The following is a 23,987-nucleotide window of genomic DNA, read 5'->3' on the forward strand; positions in this document are numbered from 1 at the left end:
AATCCTTCCTCAGACGATGCTGTACCCACCGTCGATGGGGTGTACGCCGCCAGTCACGTTGAACGCCTCGCGGCTTGCAAGAAACGCGGCATAGGCACCGACATCTTCGATGGTCGCCAACTGATGGGTGGGTGCACGCTCGGCAGCGGCGCTCAGCAGTGCATCAAAATCGGACAGCCCGGTGGCCGCGCGGGTTTTCAGAGGGCCAGGCGACAGAGCGTGCACCGAAATGCCTTTGGTCCCCAGTTCTGCAGCGGCATAGCGCACCGAGGCTTCCAAAGCGGCCTTCACCGGCCCCATGATATTGTAGTTTTCAACAACCCGAGTCGCCCCAAGAAACGAGACCGTCATACATGTTCCGCCACGCGCCATCAGCGGTTCGGCCATGCGGATCATGCGCAGAAACGAATGAACAGAAATATCCATGGCCACCCCAAACCCTTCGGCCGAGGTATCGATAACCCTTCCGTGCAGATCATCGCGTGGCGCAAAGGCAATAGAATGCACAAGAGTGTCAATCCGGCCCCATTGCGCCCGAATTGCATCAAACAAGGCGTTTGTCTGGTCTGCATCCCGCACATCCAGCGGCAGACAGATTTTTGCATCAACCTCTTCAGCCAGCGGGACGACGTATGGTTTGGCCTTTTCGTTTACATAAGTCAGCGCGATCTCTGCGCCTTGTGCATGAAGCGCACGCGCGCATCCCCACGCAATCGACTGATCGTTTGCGACACCGATAACAACTGCTTTGTATCCGTCCAATCGAAACATAGCATGCCTTTTTCTGCAGTGCAGCATAGCGCCTTTTCCTCGATTCGGGAAAGACGATTGCGGTGCAATTCTGCCTACGCTGCGTCACAGAACGATGAACACGCACCAGTTTGCTCAAAAACGGGCGAATTATGTCCGGGCTTTTTCCGTTTCAGCAATTCGCGCAGTAGACGATAGTATACGCCCCTGCCTTGTCCGGCCACGAGTGTTGAGATGAAATCAAACGGAAACGACGCTCTAAACTTCGGCTCTGTACCTCAGCGGAGTGCGAAGGGGTTTTCCTGGATTGCCGCGTTTGCTCGGGTACTAGCTGTGAGCCCAAAGCAACCATATCCGCACTAACTAAAGCGCAAGACCGTATCGAAAGCTCAAATCAAAAAGAAACTTTAGCGCATTGCCTGCTATTGCTGAGGGCCCATCAATTTCGCGTTTCGACGGCGCGCAATCTCCTGTCGAATTAGGTCTATGTGCAAACGTGCATCATATGCGCCTTGGCGATATGCGAGCGGCAGGTTCAGATTTGCAAGTGCGGTGTCCACTTCTTCGAATTTATTGGCGACTTCTTCCACCCCAGCCAAAGTCTGTGCCTTGCTGAGTTCTTCCTCAAGCGCAGCGATGCGCTGGTAAAAACGCCAGACCCTACGCTTTTGAAACCAAACGTAGCCAGACGGGACGATCCGCAGAAAAGGAACTAAGAACAACAAAGGCAATAACAACAGCAATACACTGCCAAATTGCGCTGCGATCCAATATGGCAAGACGCCATGCAAAAAGTTTGGCCCAGAATTTATGAGTTCTGTCGCAATTTTGTTTAGTGGCACAGGCGGTGAAGCTGTGTTTGGATACTCGCGCGCACTTTGCAAAATAGTGGCTTCGCTATGAATGTTCTTCGCTGCATTCACCAACCTATCGGTTACTGCAGGATGAAGATCGGAAGCGGCGATAAGTGAAGCCCTCAACGCTAAGATTTTGACATCCTCCGGCGGCCTCGGAGGGTCCAGTGTGATTGATCCTGCCGGTACAGTTACCGAATTTGCGCCTGAAAGTTTCAATGCCAGAGCATCGACCAAAGCCATGGGAACGAAAACGATTTCTGGATCAAAAATTGCGTCCATAAGATAAGGCGCATCGAGGGGTGCGACAAACAACGCTGCATCCGCATCGTTGGAATACAACGCCTCTATTGCATCGTTTCCCCCGGCATCGACTAGGGTTATGCCGACATTTTGCAAACCTGCGGCCTCAATTAGCGATAAAGCAGCGGCGCGAGTACCAGACGCCTTGGTTCCTGCTGCTAAACGTATGTCTCCCCATTCGCCTGCATTGGCCCCAACTGAACTAGACGTTCCACGGAACACCACCATGGGTTCAAGAAAAATGGCACCCAGGGACTGTAAGTTTTCGTCCTGGGGTAGTTCGAGACCGCCTTGAACAAAAGCGGCGTCCACTTCGCCGGAAACAAGTTTTTGAATGTTCTCAACGGACCCCTCGGTTTCAACCAGAATTACCTGAATGCCGTCACGTGCAAGTTCCGCTTTATAGAGTTGTCCAACTTGCCAGTATCCGCCGCCGTTTATGCCAGCAGCCAGCTTAATATTGTTGGGCGGTTTCAAACCAAAGATCAGAAAAACAACCAAACCGACAAACATAATCGGAAAGAGAATGAAAAGAGCTAAGCGCATTTATTCCCACATTCGGATGATCGGAACCGTTAAGTCGTTCTCATTTGATAGCAATCTTTTTGCCAACGAGAAACTGATCCCAGCGATTGGCACTCGTAGCTCTTATGAGCGTCAAGACCCATTAGTATGCACCTGATACTCCTGATCGAGTTTGTGTTTTGCGTCAGCCAACCAGTCTTGTAATGATCATAATAAAGACTTTTTGCGCACTACATGATTGAGCACATAATCTATCCTCGTCACGAACTAGACAGCCAAAGCGGCATTCAAGCCTACTAAATAAGGATTTGACTCCAATACATCCCCTTGTGTCCACCTCCTGCAGTCCCCCCTACCCTTACATGTTGCACCGTTGCCCTACCGACCGCTGTGCTTACTGGGTCCACGAACCCCTCCTTTGTAGACAGACCCAGTCATTGCGTTCCAAGCATCCAATCCCAAGCTCGCATCATATGCCTGAGCTCGGCCACAAGCTTCTCTGCCAACTACCATCAAGTCCAAAACAGCTTATGGGAAAACCCGCCCTAAAAATGGCGCACGAAAAACGCCAGACACTAGCCCGGCGTTTCTGTTTGTTAGCATGTTGCTGATCTTACCCGTGGGTAAGGTCGTCGTCTTCCTGCAACTCGTCCAGCAATGAGGCGATCGCTTGCTCTAGCTTGGCACGGTTCACCCGTGTGAAGTCCAGATTATAGCGCAGTTCAATTCGCCCGCTTGAGGCCGAGCACTTCGCCACCCCTGCCCTGCCCGAAACTTGAAACGTAGTCTTCGCTCGCCGCGTCTTTCCACCGCTTGCACCTGGCACTTTCTTGGGGTTGTCAGCTGTCGGCTCTAAAAACGAGCGGAGAATAGCAACTTCACGCGCGCCGTCGCGATCCGGTTCGTTCATCAAACTGGTGCTCACATGACGCGCCAAACCGGGATCGGCATCCAACTTACGTTTCAGCTCAACGCCGACATTGCGCGGAATATCGTTAGGATGCATCAGCACCTTGTCCAGCATCATCAGCAGGCTGGCGAAAGATCGGATATAGCTGCGTTTGGTATAGCTGGCGGACTTGAACAAAAGCGCAACGGCCTTGTCCACGTCCGGGCATTCATTCGCAGGGTTCTCGGCAAAGGCCCGCGCCAATGCACCCATTTCCGCAAATGAGATATCCTTGCGGATCAGGTTTTCATCTATCATGCGACGGTAGCTGTCATTCAGATCCGCGCCTTCCGAAATGCCCGCCGGGATAGCCGCATACACTTCATTGCCGGTTTCCTGATACAGAGCTCGATAGGCAGACAATCTCCGCATCCCTTGAATGAGCTCGTACCGACCATCAGCCCGACGCTCCAACCGGATTGGGTTCGACAATCCGATTTCGCGGATCGAATCCTTCAACTCGTCCAATTCAGGATCCGGGCCGTCCTTGCGATCCCGGGTCAGCTTTTCAGTTACCACATCAGCCAGAAGTACATGCTCAGTCACCAGACCTTCGGACCGCAGACGAACAAGCTCATGGGCCAGGCGATCGTTTTCGGCGCGTATGGTGTCCTCTGTCGATTGTTGCCCGCGCAACGCTTCGGCGTTTTCCGAGATCGCGGCGGCCATCGGGCCGCGGCGTTTTTCCAAGACCTTGTCAGGAACTTTGCCAACCGGGATATCCTCCATGGATGGCATGTCGATGTCGAACATTCTGCGTTTGCGGCTCATGCGTCATCCTCCAACTGGTCCCAGGCCGAAAGCATCACGCCCCGGAATTCCTCGTACACGTTATCGAATGTAGACCGCGCCCGGCGCCATGTCTCGCGCGTCATTTCGCGGTAGTCCATTTCATAGACCGAACTCAGAAATCGGCCGGACTGTTCGACCGCACGGGTCATTTCAACCGGATGCTCGGCCACATGTTCGCCAAACACTTTCTTGAACGCTTCGAACATAGCCGAATGCAACGCGTTGCCCGGCTCGTACCGGGTCAGCAGAAAGCGCATTTCACAGAATGTCTTGGGCAAGCCAATCTTACCCGTGGGTAAGGTCTTGTCGAAACCGTAGGCAAGGTCTTCCAGCGCTTCGGCCAGCTGGCCAATGAAAGAGGTTGTCGAGTCGTATTCCCAATAGCCGGGCCCTGAGGGAATATAGAGCATGTCTGCCGCGAACACCGCGTTCATGGATTGATACCCAATCGCAGGCGGGCAATCGAACAGGATCAGGTCATAGGCATCATCGGGGATCTGATCCAGATAACGCGACACGGCCGCGAAGAATGACCACTCTGGGTTCAAGTGACGATACTGGGCCGAGGCGAACTCGACAAAGGCGGCGTTGGCGCAGGAGGGGACAACGTCAATGGTCGACCACGAGCTTTGCTTGATGAAATCCCCAATCCGAAGATCGCCCAGGCCCATATCCGTGATCGACGGCGGCAATTCGCGGCGGGGCAGGGCGGTGCCTGATTCAGCAGCGACGGGGCGGTTGTTCATACGCTCGGTTTCGCGGATCAGATCGCGGGCCATAATACCCCAGACCGTGAAATCTTCGGCCACATCGGTCAGGCCCATGGAATGGCTTAAAGTGGCTTGCGGATCGAAATCCACCACCAACACGCGGTAGCCATCCAGCGCCGCCGCATGAGCCAAGTGAAGCGCAACGGTCGACTTACCAGCGCCGCCTTTGAAGTTTGCCACCGCCGCACGTATCGCGCGCTTACCAACGGGGCGGGGCGGCATAAGAGATTTGCGGTTCACCTTGAGCCGCCGGCGGAGCTCATTCACCTCTTCCAGGCTGAACCAGCGTTGCCGGCCGTCTGGTTCCACCTCACCACCCGGCAGCGAGGGATCCGCAGCCAGCTTGCCCCGAAAGGTCGACTGGTTAATGCGAAAGATCAGCTCGGACACTTCCCAGCTGGAAAAACGACGAAGAGTCTTCTCCATCTCAGGACTAAAGGTTTGCTGCCGAATCCAGCCCTGCAACTTAAGGGACTGGTTCCGCAATGCGTTCAGGTCTTCGTGCGTATACATGCCTCGGGTCTCACTATTATGGACGCTATTTTTTATGATTTCACTATTTACGCCCTATTTGCACTTTAAGCAAAAGAAAATATACTCAGATCACGATCTTACCCATGGGTAACATAAACAAGGGAAATCAACGTCCTTCAGGACCCGAATCGCGGTGATTCGCAGTGCCTCTGGAAAATAGGGCAGGACGCTATATTTAGGGGGGCGTTAGACTCTCTATCGGTCGATTTGGGGGGACAAATATGCCACTTAAGGGGACAACCAGAATGTCCCCCATCACCAATACTTCACCATTTTTCTTTTTTGAAATTGGATTTGAGTTGCTGAAAAACCGGGTCAAATCAAACTTCTCTTGACAGAATCGTCGCTTTGGACGCTAATCAGGGCATCAAGACGAAAAGCGTTGGCAAACAGCGCAACAGGGGTGGAAACTCCGCCCGAGGCAGACAGAGCGGTAAGATTGGAATGCAGGTTGCAAAACCGGTTGGGCTAAACGCGCCCGCCATAAAATATGATATCCTATCCGCGATGACGGTGCACGCTTTGTCAGGCGACAAGCATCGGCAGCGCAGTATTCTACGCATCATTGCGTTGATCACCTCGCGGTATAACTGGCGCGCGAATGAGTTGTCGATCGGGCGGGAAGAGATTGCGCGGCTATGGTCGGTGAATGAACGCACAGTCAAACGTGAGATGTCCAAGCTGCGGTCTATGGGTTGGATTGCGGTCAAACGCCCCGCCGCGCGGGGCAGGGTGGCGGTGTATGAGCTGGACCTCAAACAGGTGTTGATCGACACGTCCGAGGTTTGGCCGACGATTGGCGCGGATTTTGTCGCGCGGATGTCAGACTCGCCCGAGCCCAGCACAAATGTGGTGCCGTTTAAAGTGAAACCTCCGGCGCCCGAGGAAAGCGATGGAGATATCTGGACGCAGGTTCAGGCCATTTTGCACGGGCGCGATCCCGAGCTTTGGGCCAGCTGGTTTCGCCATTTGATCGAGGCCGAGAGGGCAGGGGGGACCGTTACCCTTGTCGCCCCCTCGCGGTTCGAGGCGGACTATATCCATCGCAACTGGTCCGAGCGTCTGCTGGCCGCCTATAGCCGCATCGCGCCCGAGATCAGAAAAGTGCGGATCGAATCCAGCGGCTAGACAGGAGGGTTAACCAGAAGCACTGAAATCACGCAGAACCTGACCGGAATTGCTGGATGTGCGCAGGCCGTTCCGCATCGCCAATGCCCCGTTCACGAGCACATGTGCAATGCCCGAGGCATAGCGGCGGGGGTGTTTCGCGGTTGCGTTGCTGGCAATATTGACCTGATCGAACACGCAGATATCGGCCTGTTGCCCTGCGGCCAAAACCCCGCGGTTCTTGAGCCCCAACCGATTGGCGGGGATCGAGGTCAGCTTGGCCACCCCCTGTTCCAGAGACAGCGTCGACTTGTCCCGCACGTAGTATTGCAGGAACCGAGCGGCCCAGCCGTAACCCGATAGCGAGCCAATGTGGTCCTTCAGGACGCCCTCATTGGCGATAGCGACAGTGTCCGAGATCACGGCGCATTCGGGTTGTTCCAGACAGAGTTCCACATCCGAGTTGCGGAAGGATTTGGACGACCACATGCAGGCCATCAGGTTCTCGCCTTCCTCCATCAGGATATCGAGCACTGCGTCATAGGGGTGGCAATTCCGCATTCGGCCGATCTCGGCGAAGTCGGCGCCGACGATGTCCTTGTTGACGGTGGCGTTCAGCAAGACGATGTCCGACCATTTCTCAGCCTTGACGATCAACCACATGGGTTGGGGGTTGGCCTTGATCCGCGCACGGGATTCAGGGTCGGCCAGTCGCGCAAGCACATCGTCCACGGACCCTGCCTGCGCCCATTTCGGCAGGATCGCCGCCATGAGGGTATGGTTCCAGTCATGCGGGATTACGTCAAAGGCGATGTCCACGTCGTGGCGGCGAGCCAGGTCGATCATTTCCAGTGTGTGGTCCATGGCATAGTCCGGCGCGCCGAATTTGGGCTGGATATGGCTGATCTGCAGCTTGGAGCCGGATTGGCGTGCCGTGGCGATAGCTTCGGCAAAGCCCAGATCGTAATGCGTATCGCGGTTGCGCACATGGGTGGCGTAGAGGCGTTTGTATTTGGCCGCGACCTCACACATCGGCACCAGATGTTCCGGCGAGGCGAGGCTGCCGGGGAAATATTCCAGACCCGAGGAGAACCCACCTGCGCCTTCGTCCAGGCATTGATCGACCAACCGGGCCATTTCGGTGACGTCTTCGGCCTCGCCCGGATGAAGCTGATCGCCCAGAACCGCGCGATGCACGGTGCCGTGGCCGACAAAGGCCATGACATTCACGCCGAGTTCGGTGCGATCCAGCACATCCAAATAGTCGCCGAAACCCAGCCACGTGTCATGCTTGGCCTGATCGGTGTACCACGGGGCCACGCGGCTGATATCGCCTGGGCTGTTAACGGGCGCGCAGCTGATACCACATTGGCCGATCACCTCGGTCGTAACGCCCTGATGCACCTGACTTTCCGCGCGTCCATCAGCGATCAGCGTGAAATCGGAATGAGTGTGCATGTCGATGAAACCCGGCGCGACGACCAGGCCCGAGACGTCGATCTCTTGCGCGGACTTCTGCCCGGTCAACTCACCGGCGGGCAGGACGGCGCTGATGGTCTCGCCTGTGACTGCCACGTCGCCCAAATAGCCGTCCTGTCCCGTACCATCGACAATGGTGCCGCCTTTGAGAACAAGATCGAACATGGGTGCCTCCTATTTCGCTTCTCCGTACAGCCAGTCGGGCAGGAAGGTGGTGAGGTCGGGGAAGAATATCAGGATCACCATGCCGATGATATAGGCGAGGATGAACGGCAGGACGGCGACGGATATGCGTTCGATGGATATCCCGGAGATCCGCGCCGCAACCGTCAGGTTGGCGCCAAGGGGAGGTGTCAGGAACCCGATTTCGCAAGTGATGACGGTGAAGATACCGAACATCACCGGATCAACGCCCAGAGAGCTGACCAAAGGCAGGAACACAGCGGTGAAGAGGACGATCTGAGCCAGCGACTCCATGAAAGTGCCGATGAAGATGTAGAACACGCCGATCAGCAGCAGGACGAGGAATTTGTTCTCGGTGATCGAGGTGATGCCGTCTTGCACGGCCGTGGGCACGTCATAGAACGCGGTCAGTTGCCCGAAGGCCAGCGTGGGCGTCAGCAGGATCAGGATGCCGGTCAGCAGCGAGGTAAAGCGCAGCGCTTCGATCAGCTTTTTCAGGGTCAGTTCGCGATAGATGAAGAAGCCCACGAATAGCGAATAGAACACGGCCACGCCGGCGGCCTCAGTCGGAGTGAAGGCCCCGCCATAGATGCCGCCAAGGATCAGAACCGGCGCGCCGATGGACCATTTTCCGTCCCAAGCCGCGCGCAGGAAAGGACCCCATGAGAACCGCTCGCCGTCGCCGCCATATCCGCGCCGGCGGGCGACGATATAGGTGGTGATCATCAGCAGGATCGTGACCATGACGCCGGGAATGAGCCCCGCCAGAAACAGGCGCGGGATCGAGGTTTCAGACACCAGTCCGTAAATGATCAGCAGGTTCGAGGGAGGGATAAGACTGCCCAATGCGCCTGCGCTGGCGGTGATGGCGGCGGCGAAGGGCACGTCATAGCCTTCGCGTTTCATGGCGGGTACGGTTACAGACCCGATCGCCGCCGTGGTGGCAGGGCCTGAGCCCGAAAGTGCGGCAAATAACATGCAGGCAAACACTGTCACCAGCCCCATTGACCCGCGATAGGCCCCCACCAGATTGGTCGCGATCGAAATCATGCGGGTGGCCATGCCGCCCACTTCCATCAATCGCCCGGCCAGCACAAACAGTGGAATGGTCAGCAGCGGGAAGGGAGTCAGGCTGCCATAGCCGGTCTGCGCCATCAGGGTATAGGGGATGTCGATTAGATACAGCGCCAGCGCCGTGGTCAGACCGACCGACACAAAGAGTGGCACGCCCATGACGGTTAGCACCACAAAGGCGATGGCCAGGATCATCAAGGCGCTCATATCTGATGCTCCTGATCCTTCGAGGTCGCTTCCCATTCCTCATCCAGCATTCCGGGCAGGCCGTTGCGCCCGTCGCGCCACCAATTGACATAGGTCTGCGCCAGGCGGATCAGCATCAGCCCATAGCCGATCACCAGAATGGTTTGGGGGTAGAATTGGTTGATGCCCAAACTGGGGCTGGTTTCGGGAAAGCGCCAGAAGACGGTCAGATAATCCCAACTGATCCGCAGCATGAAGAGGCAGAAGAAGGCCCAGAAGATATCTGCGATGAAGATGACGATCTTGCCGAAGCCGGTGGGTAGCGCCTGTACCGCGACCATAATGCGGATGTGGAACCGCTCGCGCACACATAGCGATGCGCCCATATAGACCGCCCAGACCATGCACATGGCGGCGGTTTCCTCGGTCCAGTGCAGCGCCACCTGAAACACGTAGCGCGCCACCACCTGCGCAAAGACTGCCACGGCGATCACCGCCAAACAGGTGCAGCAGATCAGTTCCTCGAAATGCCGTTCGAGCCACTTGAGTGCAGCCATTTTGTCCCTCGTCCGCTTGCCGGGCCGAAAAAAGGGCGCCTTGTGGCGCCCCGGTTTTTTTTATTGGGCGGCGGCCTGAATGGCGTTCACCAAGGCGATGAAATCATCACCGCGTTTTTCCGCGAACTCCTGCTGCACGCCTTGGGCCGCGGCAATAAAGTCAGTGCGATCCGGGTCGGTGCGGGCCATGCCGCCTTCGTCAACCAGCCACTGGCGGACCTCTTCGGTTTCGGTCGCGACCTGAGCGGCAAATTCGGCCCCGGCCTCGGCAGCGGCGGCCATGATCTGGGCACGCTGTTCATCGTTCAACTTCTTCATGAAATTGTCCGACGCGAACAGAGGTGCGAAGGCCACGAAATGCTCGAGGATGACCAGATGCGGCTCGAACTCGAAGAACTTCATGTCGCGAATGAAGGATGTTCCGTTGTCGCCACCATCCACGGTGCCAGTTTGCAGCGCGGTGGGGGTCTCGGACCACGCAAGCGGCACTGGGTTTGCGCCAAAGGCTTCGAAGGTGGCAATCATCACCTCGTTCTTGGGGACGCGGATTTTCAGACCTTCCATATCCGCCATGGTGTTCACGGGGCGAACAGAGTTGTAGAAATCCCGATAAAGCGCCGGACCAAAGGCCAGCAGGTGGACGCTGGTATCGGCTTGCAACTGATCTTTCATCTGCTGTCCGACTTCGCCGTTCAGCACCCGGTCCAGATGTTCGGCGTTCTGGAAGATATAGGGCAGCACCGTGACATCCATCAGCGGCCAATGGGGTGACACATTGTTGGCGGTGATAAAGAACCCATCAACCGTGCCAAGCTGCATGGCCTTGAACGCCTCGTCCTCGCTGGAGATCTGGTTGCAGCAGCGCAGTTTGACTTCGATTGCACCGTCCGAGTGCTCGGCCACTTTTTCCTGAAAAATCTTGCCGAACCGGCCATAGAGCGATTCCTCTGGCGCGCCAAAGCCGACATTCATCGTGATGTCAGCGGCCAGTGCGGATGTGGCGGAGAGTGCGAGTGCCAGTACCGGCATCGTCACCGTTTTCAAGTTCCAAAGTTTCATGAAGTCCTCCTGGTTGGTGCGTTCTTGTTGTTTGATCTTGCCGTTTGCCGCCCCGATTTTGTTGATATTCCGTAAGCCTATTACGGGGCGGTAGAATTCTGCAAATCCCAGCGCGCCAAAGAGTGTCAGGCAGCTAAAGCCTGATCCCTCGGATCTGTGAGTGGGACAGGGAAACGCTACCCAATCCTCATTGATGCAGAAAACAGTTGTTTTCTGGGGGTATTATTGCATTTTTTGGGTTTATTGCGCCGCGTACGGCGTAGGCTGCGTCAGGAGGTGATCAAACCCGCCCTGATCCGAGATCTCGCGGCAGGTTTCCAGCACCTTGCGCACCAGGGCCGAGCGTTTGCCCGCGCCGGTATAGGCTACCCCGTAAAAAGGCGCATCCTGATCCCCTGAAATCGGCCGCGCGACATAGCCGTTCTGACCTTTGCGGTCCAGCGGCCCGCAGATGTTCAGAATGGCATAGCCCAGATCCGCCGCGACCATCCCGCGCAGAACCGAGGAGCTTTTGGTGGTGTGGGCAATACGCGGGCGCAGCCCTTCGGTGGTGAACAGTGCCTCGAAATAATCCGGGGCGCCAGGCAGATCCAGCAGGATCATCGGCAGGTCGGCCAGATCGGACAGCGCCACCTGGTCCTTTTGGGCCAAGGGAGAGACATCGGGGATCATCGCAATTGGTGCCGCCTTGAACATGGGCAAGAAGGGCTGCGCCTTGGGCGCGGCGCGACGGTAGGTCAGGGCCAGATCGACCACGCCGCTGTTGAGCATTTCGGCAATGCTGAGCATGTCGCCCTCTTTAATCTCGACCCTGATCTGGGGGAAATCCTGCGAAATGCGCTTGAGGATCGGTGGCAGAACATAAGGCGCGGTGGGGGCATAGCAGCCCAGACGCAGAGTGCCAGCTGGATCTCCGGTTAGGGTCAGCAGATCGGATTCGAAGATGCGTGCCTGTTCCAGAAAGGTGCGGATACGAGCACCGATCTCGATGCCTTTGTCGGTGGGGACAATGCCTTTGGCAGGCATCCGCCGCAACAGTTCGGCCTGGGTCGTGCTTTCGATCATGTCGATGGCGGCCGTGATCGAGGATTGCGAGATATTCATCTCGACCGAGGCCCGCGCGATCGAACCGGTGCGCAGGGCCGCATCGAAATACTGAAGCTGTTTGAGGGTAAAGCGCACGGGTAATTCCTGTATTTTTTGTGTGATACTCTGATACTAATTCTATTTTTCCAAGTGACCAAGCTTGGCTAGCTGTAGGAGACCCGAGAGGAGGGGGACATGGGCAAAACGCTTCTTTTCCATGCGAAATCCGTGGTCACGATGGACAGAAACCAGCCGCGCGCCGGCCATGTGGCGGTGCGCGACGGGCGGGTTCTGGCGGTAGGCGGACCGGATTGCGCAGACCCGTGGGGCGGGGCCGAGGCCCATGTCGATCTGTCTGACACGGTGTTGATGCCGGGTTTTGTCGAAGGCCATGCGCATATGATGGCTGGGGCCATGTGGGACTATGCCTATTGCGGCTATCACGACCGGATCGACCCGCAGGGTCAGATGCACAACGGTATGACGCAGATTGATCAGGTAATTGCGCGGCTGTCAGAGTTCGAGGCGACCCTGGCTTTGGATCAGCCGCTGATCGGCTGGGGGTTCGATCCGATTTTCCTGACCTCGGAGCGGCTCAGCCGCCACCATCTGGATCAAGTCAGCACCACGCGTCCCATCGTTATCATCTTTTCGAATTTTCACCTGCTCTGCGGCAACAGCGCAGCGCTTGCGCTGGCGGGCTATGACGCTGCCACCAATGTCGAGGGCGTCATCAAGGGGTCGGACGGTCAGCCGACCGGAGAGTTGCAGGAAATGGCCGCGATGTTTCCAGTCATGCGCCGGACGGGGATCGACTTTCGCGACCTGACGCAGACCGATGCGTCGCTGCGGTCTTATGGTGAGGTCTGCAAGCGCGCGGGCGTCACCACCGTGACCGATCTGTTTGCCACGCTGGGCGATGAGGATGTCGCGCGTTTGGCCGCTGCGACTGCGCGGTCGGATTTCCCCGTGCGTCTTGTCCCTGCGCTGGGGGCGATGGGCGGCACCCCGGCCGAGATTGCGGCACAGGCGCGGGCGATGCGTGACCGCTCGACCGAGAAGCTGCGGCTAGGCGCGGTTAAGCTGATGACGGATGGGTCCATTCAGGGGTGGACAGCGCGTGTGCGGGCGCCGGGTTACGTGGGCGGGCAGCCGAACGGGCTGTGGAACACCGCGCCCGACCAGATTTTCCAGCTGTGCGAAGAGATGCAGCGCCAAGGGCTGCAAATGCATATTCATGTCAACGGGGATGAGGCGGCCGAGGTGACGCTGGACGCGTTGGAGGCGGCGGCGCGCAAACATCCGTGGCCGGGTGCGCGCCACGTGTTGCAGCATTGCCAGATGATGGATGTCGCCCTGTTTCGCCGCGCGGCTGAGCTGGGCGTTGCCTGCAACATCTTCGCCAATCACCTGTGGTATTTCGGCGATCAGCACACGGCTCTGACCATCGGCCCGGATCGGGCGCAGTCGATGGATGCGGTGCGTGATTGTCTGGATGCGGGGGTGATCACCGCCATTCACTCGGATGCGCCGGTGACGCCTATGGGGCCGCTGTTTACCGCGTGGTGCGCCGTGAACCGCCGCACCATGAGCGGCCAGACGTTGGGCCCGGCGCAGTGTATCTCGGTCGAGGAGGCGCTTTATGCCATCACTCTGGGCGCGGCGCAGACGTTGAAAATGGATGCCGAGATCGGCTCGATCCAAACCGGAAAGCGCGCTGATTTCGTACTGTTGGACGCGGACCCGACCGCAGTGGATCCGGACGCGTTGAAGGATATTACCGTCTTGGGCACGGTGCTGGGCGGTGAGGTGCATCGGCTATGACGCCGCTGCCCATGACGGTGATCGGAGGGTATCTGGGAGCGGGCAAGACAACGCTGATCAACCGGATTCTGTCAGGCGATCACGGGTTGCGCATTCTTGTGCTGGTCAATGATTTTGGTGCGATCAACATTGATGCCGACCTGCTGGTTTCGGCCAAAGAGGACACGATAGAGCTGGCCAATGGCTGTGTGTGCTGCACCATGGGCGCTGATCTGTTTCTGGCGGTTGGCGATGTGCTGGACCGTCGCCCAAGGCCCGATCATCTGATCATCGAGGCCAGCGGCATCGCCGACCCCGCGCGGATTGCAAACGTGGCGCAGGCGGAGCCTGATCTGGACTATGCAGGGATCGTGACGGTTGTGGACGGTCAGCAGGTGCAGGCGCTGTGCGCTGATCCTTTGATTGCGCCTCAGGTTCTAGGGCAGATCGCCTGCGGCGATATTATTGCCGTCAGCAAATGTGACCCGTCCCCTGCGTTGCGACAAACCCTGTCGGGCCTGAATACCACAGCGGTGCTGACCCGGACGCAGGATCTGGACATCACACAAGTGCTGATCGCGCCGCAGGGTCCGATTGATCTGCCGCAGACTCCGCACCCGGCCTATACCAAATGGTCGTTCACCGGCCCGGATCCTGTTGACCGGGCGGCGTTGCAAGCCGCCCTGCGTGCCCGCCCCGAGGGGCTATTCCGGGTCAAAGGGCAGTTGAGGGGCTTGGATGGGTCGGGTCTTTTGGTGCAGGTGGCCGGGCGCGACATTGACATTGGCGATATCGAACAACCGGCGCAAAGCCAGTTGGTCGGGATCGGTCTGGCGACCAAATTATCAGCGAAGGCATGTGACCTTTGGTGGACGAAATCCGCGTTGCGAAAGCAATAGTCGCAAAGGATTGAATATCTCCTCCGAAATACCCGTTGCACGAAAATAAATTGATGAGACAATGCAGTCACCGGCAAGGTTAGGGTGGTTGAGCCGCAGGGGAGGCGACTGAACGGGGGCTTTGTGCCTGGCCGGCATCATTCACAGTCAAAAAGCGCGGCTGCGCGGGGGGAAATTTTGACTAAAGTTCTTTTGGTGGAAGACAACGAGATGAACCGCGATATGCTGTCGCGCCGTTTGCAGCGCAAGGGCTATGAGGTCGTGGTTGCAAAAGACGGGTTAGAGGGTGTGTCGATGGCGGGTTCGGAAAACCCTGACATCATCCTGATGGATATGAGCTTGCCCGAGATCGACGGCTGGGAAGCGACGCGCCGCATCAAGGCCACGCCAGAGACGGCGGCGATTCCGGTTGTTGCCTTGACGGCGCATGCTATGGCCAGCGACCGGGAAAAGGCGCTGGAGGCCGGGTGCGATGATTTCGACACCAAACCGGTCGAGCTAAGCCGACTGCTGGAAAAAATGGACAAGCTGGTGCCTGCCTCCTGACAAGTCCGGCTATTTCGCTGGCGGTTTGCGCCCCGTGACGAAGTGCGTTCTGACCTGACCCTTGCCCTTGATGCGGGTCTCGATCGGGTCCGAGACTTGAAACCTGTGTGCGATCCGCCACGCGGTGTCTTCGGACACCTGCACCTGACCGGGTGCACCGGTTGATTCCAGACGGCTGGCGACATTCACCGTGTCGCCCCAGATGTCATAGAGAAACCGGTGCGAGCCGATAATGCCCGCAACCACCGGCCCGCTGTGGATGCCGATCCTGATATGCATTGGATGATCGACCTCGCGATTCAGCGCCTCGACCTGCGCCAGCATCCTGTGGGCCATCTCGACAATCACCTCGGCGTGGTCATCGCGGTGATCCGGGACACCGGCGGCGACCATATAGGCATCTCCGATAGTCTTGATCTTCTCGACGCCCAGTTCCGTCGCGGTCCGGTCAAAGCCCGAGAAGATGCGGTTCAGGTAAGACACCACATGGGCCGGGGGCAGTTTGGCCGACATCTCGGTAAAGCCCACGATGTCGGAAAACAGGACCGTGACATCGCTGTGTCGGTCGGCGATGGTCGCTTCGCCTTGGTTCAGGCGCGTCACGATTTTCTGGGGTAGGATGCTGTGCAGAAGGTCTTTGTACTTCTGCTTTTCTGCCTCCATCTGATCCAGATAGTGACGTTCGCGCACGCGCCAGCGTTTCTTTTCCAGCGCCGCGTTGATGCGCGCTTGTAGCAGCACCGGGTTGAAGGGTTTGGGCAGATAATCCTCGGCCCCGGCTTCGATACAGCGGGCGACGCTTTCTATTTCGTCCAGTGCCGAGATCATGATGACCGGTATGTCGTGCAGGGCGTCATCCTCTTTCAATCGGGCCAGCACGTCAAACCCGTTGATGTCAGGCATCATCAGGTCCAACAGGACCAGATCGAAGGGTTGCATGGACACCATTTGCAGCGCCGAATAACCGCCAACGGCGGTCCAGACCTGATGACCATCGCGCTGAAGCCGTCGGGCCAGCAGCGCCCGGTTGGCCTCGACGTCATCGACCACAAGGATGTTGCCGGTTAAAAGCTCGGTCTCGGCAATCGGGTCGATCGAGCGCATGCTGTCGGCCAAGTTGGCGAACATCGCGGCAGTGTCCTGCGGCGCGTCGGGGATGTCCGCCGAATTGCCTGCCGGATCATCGGACAGAGCGGCAAGATGGTCGATTTGCTGCAAAAGCGCGTCGGTATGGTCCAAAAGGCCCACCAGGTCACCCTGAAGGTGGCTTGCATCCAGATCGTCCAGATCCTCCAGCAGCATTTCACTGTAGCCTTTGATTGCGTTCATGGGCGTGCGCAGGTCGTGGCGCAAACGCTGCACGCTTTCATCGCCGCCTACGGTCAGTTTCATCGCCGTTTCGGGGTGCAAAAGCTGATCCACCTGTGTGTTCAGATCGGCGGTGGCCTTCGATATCCGGTCGAGATCCGAGGCCACGTCCGACAGCGCCTGTCGGTCGACCTCGGATTGAAGCAACTCGCTAAACCCCACGATGGCGCTAACCGGTGAGATCAGGCTCTGGCGCAGATTGGCCAGCCACGCCGCCTTGGCGCGCTGGGTTTCATTGTCGGGCTCGGGGCGCATGATCTAACGGTTCCCAGTTCGCGCGTTGGGCAGGATGGCGTTTAACTGGGACAAGATGGTTTCAACCTCGTCCCCGTCCTTGCTGATCAGCGTCTGGACCGAGCCATTCAGCCGCGCGCGGTCTTCGTTCGACAGGGTTTTCGCAGTCACCACGATGACGGGGATTTCACCCCAATCGGGATTCTTGCGCATTCCGGCCAGAAATTCGAACCCGTCCATCTCGGGCATCATCAGGTCCAGCAGGATCACATCCGGGGTGGATTTCGACATCTGGTTCAGCGCGTCCAGCCCGTTTATGGCCTGATCAATCTGCCAGCCCTCTTTGCCCAGAACACGGCAGATCATCTCGCGCGTGGCGGCTTCGTCCTCGACCACCAGTACGCGGGTGGAGGGTTGGGCGGAGCAATGCTGTTTCAGGGCGTTCAGCAATTCGACCGTGTCAATCGGCTTGCCCAGATACTCGCTTGCGCCCAGCGACAACCCGCGGGACCGGTCATCAGCGAAGGTCAGCATGATCACCGGAATTTCGGCCAGTTCGGGATCGTCCTTGAGTTTGGACAGCACTGCCCAACCGTCGATTTCGGGCATGAACACGTCCAGCGTGATCGCGTCAGGCCGGGTCTTGCGCGCCAATTCCAGCGCATCCTCACCCCTGGTCGAGGCTAGCACCCGGTATCCTTCGCGGCGCAGACGCCGCCCAAGCAGATCATGCACGGTAGGATCATCGTCGACCAGCAATATCAGCGGCGCAGTCGGATCACTGTTCGGATCGCCCCCGGTATAGCCCGGCCCGTGCAGCAGATTGGCTGCGGGATCGCGGCAGACACCCGGCAGGCGGATAGTGAAAGTCGAGCCTTCGCCTAGTGTGCTGGTGCAGCCGATATCGCCGCCCAACTGTTCGCAGAACACCTTGGTGATCGACAGCCCCAGCCCGGTGCCGCCGTAATTCCGGGTGGTCGAGGAATCGGCTTGGGTGAAAGCCTCGAAAACCTTCTCGACTTGCTCGGGTGTCATGCCGATGCCCTGATCGGTGACGGCAAATTCGATCAGATCGGGATCATCCGTGCGCTGCACAGTCAGAGCGATCTTTGCGTCTTCGGTAAATTTGCAGGCATTGGACAGAAGGTTCAGCAGGGCCTGCCGGACCTTGGTCAGATCGCATACCATCTCGCCGATATCCTCGGGACACGAGATTTCCAGCGCATTGGCGTTTTTCTCGGCCAAAGGTTGCACCGTCGTGCTCACATCCATGACCATCTGGCAGATGTCAAAGGATTCCAGATTGAACTCCATCTTGCCCGCTTCGATCTTGGACAGGTCCAGAACGTCGTTGATCAGGGCCAACAGGTGCTTCCCGGCGGATTGGATCTTGGTCAGATCGCTGAGGTTGGCCTCATCATTCTGGTCAATGGCGTCTTCCAGCATCAACTCGCTGTAGCCGATGATCGCGTTCAGGGGCGTGCGCAGCTCGTGGCTCATATTGGCGAGGAAGGTGCTTTTGGTTTTGTTCGCCGTCTCAGCGATGTCACGGGCTACGCGCAATTCGCTTTCCACCTGTTTCTGAGTGGTGATGTCGCGCCCGTAGATATTGGCATAGCCACCATCGGGCACGGGCCACAGAAGCAGGGCGTAAATTAAGCCGCCGGCCTCGTACTCGAAATCCTGGCGTTGATCTTCTTGCAAGCCCTTGGCAACGCGCCTGCGCCATCCGGTGCCGACCCGGTCGCCCACCTTGAGCTGAAGCGCCGAGATCAGCGCCGCACTGGCGCGGTTGGCGTAGATCAGTTTGCCGTCGGCGCTGATGCGCATAACGGGGTTGGGATTTTCCTCGGGGATGCGGGACAGTTCACGCATCCTGTTCTCGGCCTGTTTCAACTGGGTGACATCGCGGCCGTAGAGGTTGACATGTTTGGCATCGGGCAGGGGCCAGAGCAGCAGGGCATAGACCATCCCGCCCGCCTGACATTCGAAATCCTGTCGTTCGTTCTGGCGCAGGCCTGTCTCGACCCGCTTTAGCCAGTCGGGGCCGACCCGCTGGCCGACTTTTAGGTCCAGCGCGTCCAGCAGCGGGTCGCTGGAGCGGTTGGCATAGATCAGCACCCCGTCATTGCTGATGCACATGACCGGGTTGGGGTTTTCCTCGGGGATCTGCGCCAGTTCGGCGTTACGGGCCTCGACCTTCTTCAGGTCCGAGACATCGCTGTAGATAGCGACAATCCCGTTGTCGCTTGTCTTGCGCTCGCTGATCTTGATCCACCCGCCCGAGGCGCGGCTTTGCATCTGGGTGCCTTCAGGGTTGAAGTGGCGCTTGAGCCGCTTGGTCAGCCATTCCTCTTCACGACCGGCTGCGTCCTGTATCACGCCCAGCGAAAGGGCTTTGCGGACGACCTGCTCAAACTTCATTCCCGGTTTTATTACATCTTCATGGCCCGGATACAGCATCTGGCGGTATGTTTGATTGGCCAGCACCAACCTGTCATCCGCATCGTAAAGGGCGAACCCCTCGGGGATGGTGTTGATCGCATCCACCAGACGGGCCAGCGTCTGTTCTGCCGCGCCATTTTCGGAGCTGGGGCTAATACCCGCGCATTGGGTGGTGAGCTGTTGGGTCAGCGCGATCTCATCTTCGCTGAACCCGGCGGCTTGCAGACGTGTGGTCAGTTCGTCGGCGTCCTGCAACCGGGCCGTCAAATCTGCCAAAACCTGCAAGATCTCGGATCGGGTCATTTATGTGCTCTCCCACGTGGCGAGACCAGAAAACCGGGAAGCCGTCATATTGGTCGCCTGTCTATTCAGCAGTTCAATGGAAATGCATGCACAAAACAAGGCGTTTTCCGAGAATGAGAGAAACTGTTTGGGCCGGGGAAGGCCCAAAAAGCACAGACATTAGCATGTCAAAATACAATCTAAGATTAATCATATCTACATATCACACAACGTCAAATTGTTGACGCAATTCCTTGGCACCTAAAATCTCAAAGTGATTTGTGCAGGAGATTTTCGATGCCGAAGCCAAACAAGGGTGGCAGCAATGTCATTTCGGGGAACAAACGGGACAACACTCTGACCGGAACCAGCGCGGATGAGGTGCTGGACGGCAAAGGTGGTAACGACCGTCTGACAGGCGGCGGTGGCGATGATACGATCCTGGGTGGCAGCGGGACCGACACGGCGGTCTATGCCTATGCGCGCGATGCTTATGAGGTCACGCTGCTGGGTGACGGGCGCATTCAGATTTCGGGACCCGAGGGGACAGACACCCTGTCTGATGTCGAGCTGTTCGAGTTTGCGGATATGACCCAAACAGCCTCTGATGTGATATTGCCTCGTTTTGCCAATCTGAGCGCGCAGGCGGTGCAAGTCGAGGACACCGTGCTGTCGCCGGGTGAGGTGACGGATGTGAGCGTTTCGATCGCTTCCGACGGTGTGATCGACGCTACCGCGTCCAGTGTTGACCTTGTGATTGCCACCGCTCCGGACGAAGGGGCGATCATCGACACAATTGACACGGCGCAACTGGGTGCTTTGGCGACCGGCAGCCGCGACTCGGTTTCCTTCACGCTTGATCCCGGCGCGTTGCAGCCCGGCACCTATTGGGTTGCGGTACGCGTGGACAGTGGCGATGCCCTGACCGAAGAGGATGAGACCGACAACCTGACAGAGTGGGTTCAGATCACAGTCGAGGCTCCCAGCACCGATTTGCAACTGCTTTCGGCCTCGGTTGGCGACGGATCGGACCTTGATTTGGACGGCGGCGCGCGGATCGAGATCGACTATGTCATTCAGGACGCCTCGAACATGGATGTGTCGGGGTATACGGTCGCCACCTATATCTCGACCGATGCAACGATTTCCGAAGATGATCAGCGTATTTCAGTGATCACTGGCGGCACCGATCCCGAGATGACGACAAATGTGACTGGAACGCATTGGCTGCCCGAAGGCTTCGCGCCGGGCACCTATCACCTGATAAGCGTCGTCGAATGGGATGACGGATCGACCGATACGCAGCCTGACAACAACACCATTGTGCATACCGTCACCCTGACCCCTCCGCCCGCGCCCGTGGTGGACCTGTCGGTGGGAATGCTCAGCATCGCCGCGTCCTCGGATCTGGATCTGGGACCCGAGGGATATTTGTCTGGCCCGACAGGCGGGCAGCTTGATTTCAGCTTTGACGTCTCGAACTTGGGCTCTGACCCGGCAATCAATACGGGCTTCACGGCCTATCTGTCGACGGACGGTACTGTGTCAGGCGACGATATTGTGATCTGGAGCGGTTCGGCCACTCTGACGGCTGGAGGTTCGGCGACTCTCACGGGATCGGCCAGTTTGGATGCGGGTCTTTCCGCCGGGGACTATCAGGTCATTCTGGTGGCGGATGCCCAGAATGAGGTGGACTCGTCTAACAATAGTGGCACCGCAGACGTCACCCTGATCGGAGGGTCCGCCGTGGGCACCGAAGGAAATGACGTTTGGGTCGGCACTGCGGGCGGGGATAGTGTTGATCTGCTGGGCGGCGACGATATCGCGTTTGCCGGGAGCGGGCTGGACACGGTAGATGGTGGCGACGGGGTCGATACGCTGGACTTCTCGGGCAGGGCACAAGGCGTGCAATTGGCTTATGATTTCGTTTTCGATCCCGAGGACCCTCAGTATCTGGTCGAACAGGGCGCGACCGAGGCGCAATACATCAATTTTGAAACCCTCATATTGACCGCGCAGGACGACCATATTGATCTGTCCGCTGGCGCGGCGGCTACGGTCAAAGCTGGCGCAGGCAACGATCTGATCTTTGGAAGTGCCGGGGATGATATCCTTGAGGGCGGCGCCGGGGACGATTTGATTGCTGGCTATATGGGCAATGACACGATCAGTACCGGTGAAGGTAACGATATGGTTGGTGTTGCGCGCAATGCCTCAGCGGACGGGGTCAGCGGATTTGGTCATGATGTGGTGGATGATTTCGACTTCAACTTTGACGCCGTAGTGATCAATGTGGGGTACCAGGACACCTACGACCCCATGGTCGATTTAATCCAGACCAGCGAGGGTGCGCTTTTGCAATATGCCGATGATTCCAGCCTGTTGCTGGAGGGGGTCGATGTTGCCGATCTGGATGCGAACCACTTTATCGTCGTCGAAGACGAGCCCGCTATGATCGGAATCTAGGGTGACGATCCGGGTGCTTGGGTGTCCAGAACCGCTGCGGTGAACCGGCGCAGGCCGGGGATGTCTTGTGACGCGGACAAGGTCGCAATTCGGGTCGGCCAGCTTAGGGGCGATGTTAGGCGCAACGTCGCAACGCCCGCGGTATCTGAGCTGCGCAGGATATTTGCATCGACAATGGCGCACCCGGCCCCTTGCGCCACCATATGGACCAGAGCGGTCTGTGTCTCGGCCTCGGCCCGGACCTGAAACGATGTGCCGGCGCGGTCGAACATCATCTCGACCGCGCGTCGAAATGGGCTGTGCGGGGTCAGCGTTATCAGCGGTCTTGTCGCCAGATCAGCCGCCGAAACCTCGGATCTGTCGGCCAGCGCATCGGTGCGCGGCACGATTGCGACCGGGTCCAGATCGGTCAGGCGGGTGCAGGCGAGGTTGGGGTCTCCGGGGTCCGAGGAGACGACCGCACAATCCACCCGTCCTTCTCGTAGGGCCGCAAGACCAGCCCTTTCATTCAGAACGACCACATCCACGCGCAAGGCCGGAAACTCGGCCATCAACCGTCCGGCTGCAATGGCCACCCGCGTATCGGCCACGGCCGGAACTGTTGCCACGCGCAAATGCCCTCCGGTCCCAAGGGCGATCTGGGTGGCGGTGTCGCGGATGCGATCTAGCCCTTGATAGTGTTTCTGAACTGCCTGCTGCAAACTATGCGCCGCGGCGGTGGGTTCGAACTTTCGTCCGGCGCGGTCAAACAGGGCCACGCCCATCTCAACCTCGAGCTCGGCCACAACGCGGCTGATTGCAGGTTGCGAGATGTGCAGGGCGTCGGCGGCTTTTCGGGTGGACCTGTGGCGGTAGGCCATCTGAAACAGCTCAATCTGGCGGGCGGTAATGCGCATGCAAGTTGATAACATTTGAGCATCAATAAATACAATAAGATGATTTTTCATCATAGTAGATGAGCGCTAGGGTCATCGCTGCGAACCGCAGAAAGGACCTTGCCCCGTGTCGGCTGATTTGCTGATCTTGCTGATTGCCATCGTTTTAGGGGCCGGGCTTCAGGTTGGGGTCGGGATCGGTTTCAGCATCGTGGTGGCTCCGGTGATGATGGTGTTGCTGGGCACGGCGACGGCGGTGCCGGTTCTGTTGATGCTGAACACGCTTGTGTCGCTTGTGGCCACCGACCCGCAGGTCTGGCGGCGCGACCGGGGGCTTGTGCGGGACGCGGTTCTGGCCTGCCTGGCTGGGATCGCGCTGGGGCTGCTGATCTATCCGCTTTTGTCCGAACGCGCGGTTCTGTTTTTGACCGCCGCGCTGCTGCTGATTGGGGTTGCAACTTCGTTGATCCCATTCGGGCAGAACATCGGACCATCAGGATTCCGCACCATTTCGGGTCTGTCCGGCCTGGCAACTGTCTGGGCGGCCACGCCGGGGCCGTTGATGGTGCTTGGTCTGCTGGCGGTGGGCCGGTCGCCGCAAGCTGCCCGCAAACTGGTGCAACCCGTTGCTCTGGTTGCCTATGGCAGCGCCTTTGCGCTGCATTTGGCGCTGGATTGGACGGCCTTTGCTGGTGCGCCGTGGTTGGTGCCTTTTGCCGCCGCGACGGTATTGGGCAGCGTTTTGGGTCGTTTGATTGGCCCGAAGTTACCGCAACGCGTAATTGGGCAGGCGATCCGGGTGATCTCGGTTCTGGCCTGCGTGGCCCTCATTCGACGGGCCTGGATGATGGGATGACACAG

18 protein-coding genes are annotated in these 23,987 nt (G+C 58.2%); 6 read left to right on the forward strand and 12 right to left on the reverse strand.

Translation table 11 applies throughout. The features are described 5' to 3' along the window. Nucleotides 1–9 precede the first annotated feature (9 nt). The 4 genes from fabI to ACR0L1_RS12955 form a co-directional block, all read right to left on the reverse strand. Complete coding sequence (gene fabI, locus ACR0L1_RS12940) at nucleotides 10–771, reverse strand: enoyl-ACP reductase FabI (RefSeq protein ID WP_170773221.1); 762 nt, start codon at nucleotides 769–771, stop codon at nucleotides 10–12. 401 nt (nucleotides 772–1,172) lie between these two features. Then, nucleotides 1,173–2,453, reverse strand: a complete 1,281-nt coding sequence (locus ACR0L1_RS12945) for a TAXI family TRAP transporter solute-binding subunit (protein WP_480503649.1) — start codon at nucleotides 2,451–2,453, stop codon at nucleotides 1,173–1,175. A gap of 592 nt (nucleotides 2,454–3,045) precedes the next feature. Beyond that, nucleotides 3,046–4,152: a ParB/RepB/Spo0J family partition protein gene (locus ACR0L1_RS12950; RefSeq protein ID WP_480859227.1), complete on the reverse strand. Its 1,107-nt coding sequence runs from the start codon at nucleotides 4,150–4,152 to the stop codon at nucleotides 3,046–3,048. After that, a complete protein-coding gene (locus ACR0L1_RS12955) occupies nucleotides 4,149–5,456 on the reverse strand; it encodes an AAA family ATPase (protein WP_170773215.1) in 1,308 nt (435 codons plus the stop codon). The genes ACR0L1_RS12950 and ACR0L1_RS12955 overlap by 4 nt, the downstream gene beginning before the upstream one ends. A gap of 465 nt (nucleotides 5,457–5,921) precedes the next feature. Between ACR0L1_RS12955 and ACR0L1_RS12960 the strand changes: the two genes are divergently transcribed. Then, nucleotides 5,922–6,605 (forward strand): DnaA N-terminal domain-containing protein, encoded by a 684-nt coding sequence (locus ACR0L1_RS12960; RefSeq protein WP_480859229.1) that lies wholly within the window; start codon nucleotides 5,922–5,924, stop codon nucleotides 6,603–6,605. A gap of 9 nt (nucleotides 6,606–6,614) precedes the next feature. On the opposite strand, the gene ACR0L1_RS12965 is transcribed toward ACR0L1_RS12960, so the two are convergent. The 5 genes from ACR0L1_RS12965 to ACR0L1_RS12985 form a co-directional block, all read right to left on the reverse strand. Beyond that, on the reverse strand, nucleotides 6,615–8,228 hold the full coding sequence (locus ACR0L1_RS12965; RefSeq protein ID WP_480503645.1) for an N-acyl-D-amino-acid deacylase family protein: 1,614 nt from the start codon (nucleotides 8,226–8,228) through the stop codon (nucleotides 6,615–6,617). Between the two features lie 9 nt (nucleotides 8,229–8,237). Further along, nucleotides 8,238–9,527, reverse strand: coding sequence for a TRAP transporter large permease (locus ACR0L1_RS12970; RefSeq protein WP_170785678.1), 1,290 nt, complete (start codon nucleotides 9,525–9,527; stop codon nucleotides 8,238–8,240). Further along, nucleotides 9,524–10,063 carry a TRAP transporter small permease gene (locus ACR0L1_RS12975; protein ID WP_170773207.1) on the reverse strand — a complete coding sequence of 180 codons (540 nt, stop codon included), beginning with the start codon at nucleotides 10,061–10,063 and terminating at the stop codon, nucleotides 9,524–9,526. Before ACR0L1_RS12975 ends, ACR0L1_RS12970 begins: the two co-directional genes overlap by 4 nt. Before the next feature lie 60 nt (nucleotides 10,064–10,123). Beyond that, nucleotides 10,124–11,122, reverse strand: coding sequence for a TRAP transporter substrate-binding protein (locus ACR0L1_RS12980; protein WP_170773205.1), 999 nt, complete (start codon nucleotides 11,120–11,122; stop codon nucleotides 10,124–10,126). Nucleotides 11,123–11,362: 240 nt separating this feature from the next. Further along, complete coding sequence (locus ACR0L1_RS12985) at nucleotides 11,363–12,304, reverse strand: LysR substrate-binding domain-containing protein (RefSeq protein ID WP_170773203.1); 942 nt, start codon at nucleotides 12,302–12,304, stop codon at nucleotides 11,363–11,365. Between the two features lie 99 nt (nucleotides 12,305–12,403). On the opposite strand from ACR0L1_RS12985, the gene ACR0L1_RS12990 reads away from it, so the two are divergent. The 3 genes from ACR0L1_RS12990 to ACR0L1_RS13000 all read left to right on the forward strand — a co-directional run bounded on the left by ACR0L1_RS12990 (nucleotide 12,404) and on the right by ACR0L1_RS13000 (nucleotide 15,456). After that, nucleotides 12,404–14,032: an amidohydrolase gene (locus ACR0L1_RS12990; protein WP_480859232.1), complete on the forward strand. Its 1,629-nt coding sequence runs from the start codon at nucleotides 12,404–12,406 to the stop codon at nucleotides 14,030–14,032. Further along, complete coding sequence (locus ACR0L1_RS12995; RefSeq protein ID WP_480859233.1) at nucleotides 14,029–14,910, forward strand: CobW family GTP-binding protein; 882 nt, start codon at nucleotides 14,029–14,031, stop codon at nucleotides 14,908–14,910. Before ACR0L1_RS12990 ends, ACR0L1_RS12995 begins: the two co-directional genes overlap by 4 nt. A gap of 177 nt (nucleotides 14,911–15,087) precedes the next feature. Then, a complete protein-coding gene (locus tag ACR0L1_RS13000; RefSeq protein ID WP_170773197.1) occupies nucleotides 15,088–15,456 on the forward strand; it encodes a response regulator in 369 nt (122 codons plus the stop codon). A 9-nt stretch (nucleotides 15,457–15,465) separates the two neighbouring features. On the opposite strand, the gene ACR0L1_RS13005 is transcribed toward ACR0L1_RS13000, so the two are convergent. Together ACR0L1_RS13005 and ACR0L1_RS13010 are read right to left on the reverse strand one after the other, a co-directional pair. Next, entirely contained in the window at nucleotides 15,466–17,079 is a 1,614-nt protein-coding gene (locus tag ACR0L1_RS13005; RefSeq protein WP_480859236.1) for an adenylate/guanylate cyclase domain-containing protein, read from the reverse strand. A gap of 3 nt (nucleotides 17,080–17,082) precedes the next feature. After that, entirely contained in the window at nucleotides 17,083–19,806 is a 2,724-nt protein-coding gene (locus ACR0L1_RS13010) for a response regulator (protein WP_480859238.1), read from the reverse strand. A gap of 276 nt (nucleotides 19,807–20,082) precedes the next feature. Between ACR0L1_RS13010 and ACR0L1_RS13015 the strand changes: the two genes are divergently transcribed. Beyond that, nucleotides 20,083–22,251, forward strand: a complete 2,169-nt coding sequence (locus ACR0L1_RS13015) for a CARDB domain-containing protein (protein WP_480859240.1) — start codon at nucleotides 20,083–20,085, stop codon at nucleotides 22,249–22,251. Here ACR0L1_RS13015 and ACR0L1_RS13020 read toward each other — a convergent pair. Next, entirely contained in the window at nucleotides 22,248–23,147 is a 900-nt protein-coding gene (locus ACR0L1_RS13020; protein ID WP_480859242.1) for a LysR family transcriptional regulator, read from the reverse strand. The two genes, ACR0L1_RS13015 and ACR0L1_RS13020, sit on opposite strands and share 4 nt — an antisense overlap. Nucleotides 23,148–23,253: 106 nt before the next feature. Between ACR0L1_RS13020 and ACR0L1_RS13025 the strand changes: the two genes are divergently transcribed. Then, the gene (locus tag ACR0L1_RS13025; protein ID WP_170773190.1) at nucleotides 23,254–23,982 is read left to right on the forward strand and encodes a TSUP family transporter; all 729 of its coding nucleotides are present in this window, start codon (nucleotides 23,254–23,256) and stop codon (nucleotides 23,980–23,982) included. Nucleotides 23,983–23,987 lie beyond the last annotated feature (5 nt).

This window comes from Ruegeria sp. J8, assembly GCF_056531925.1.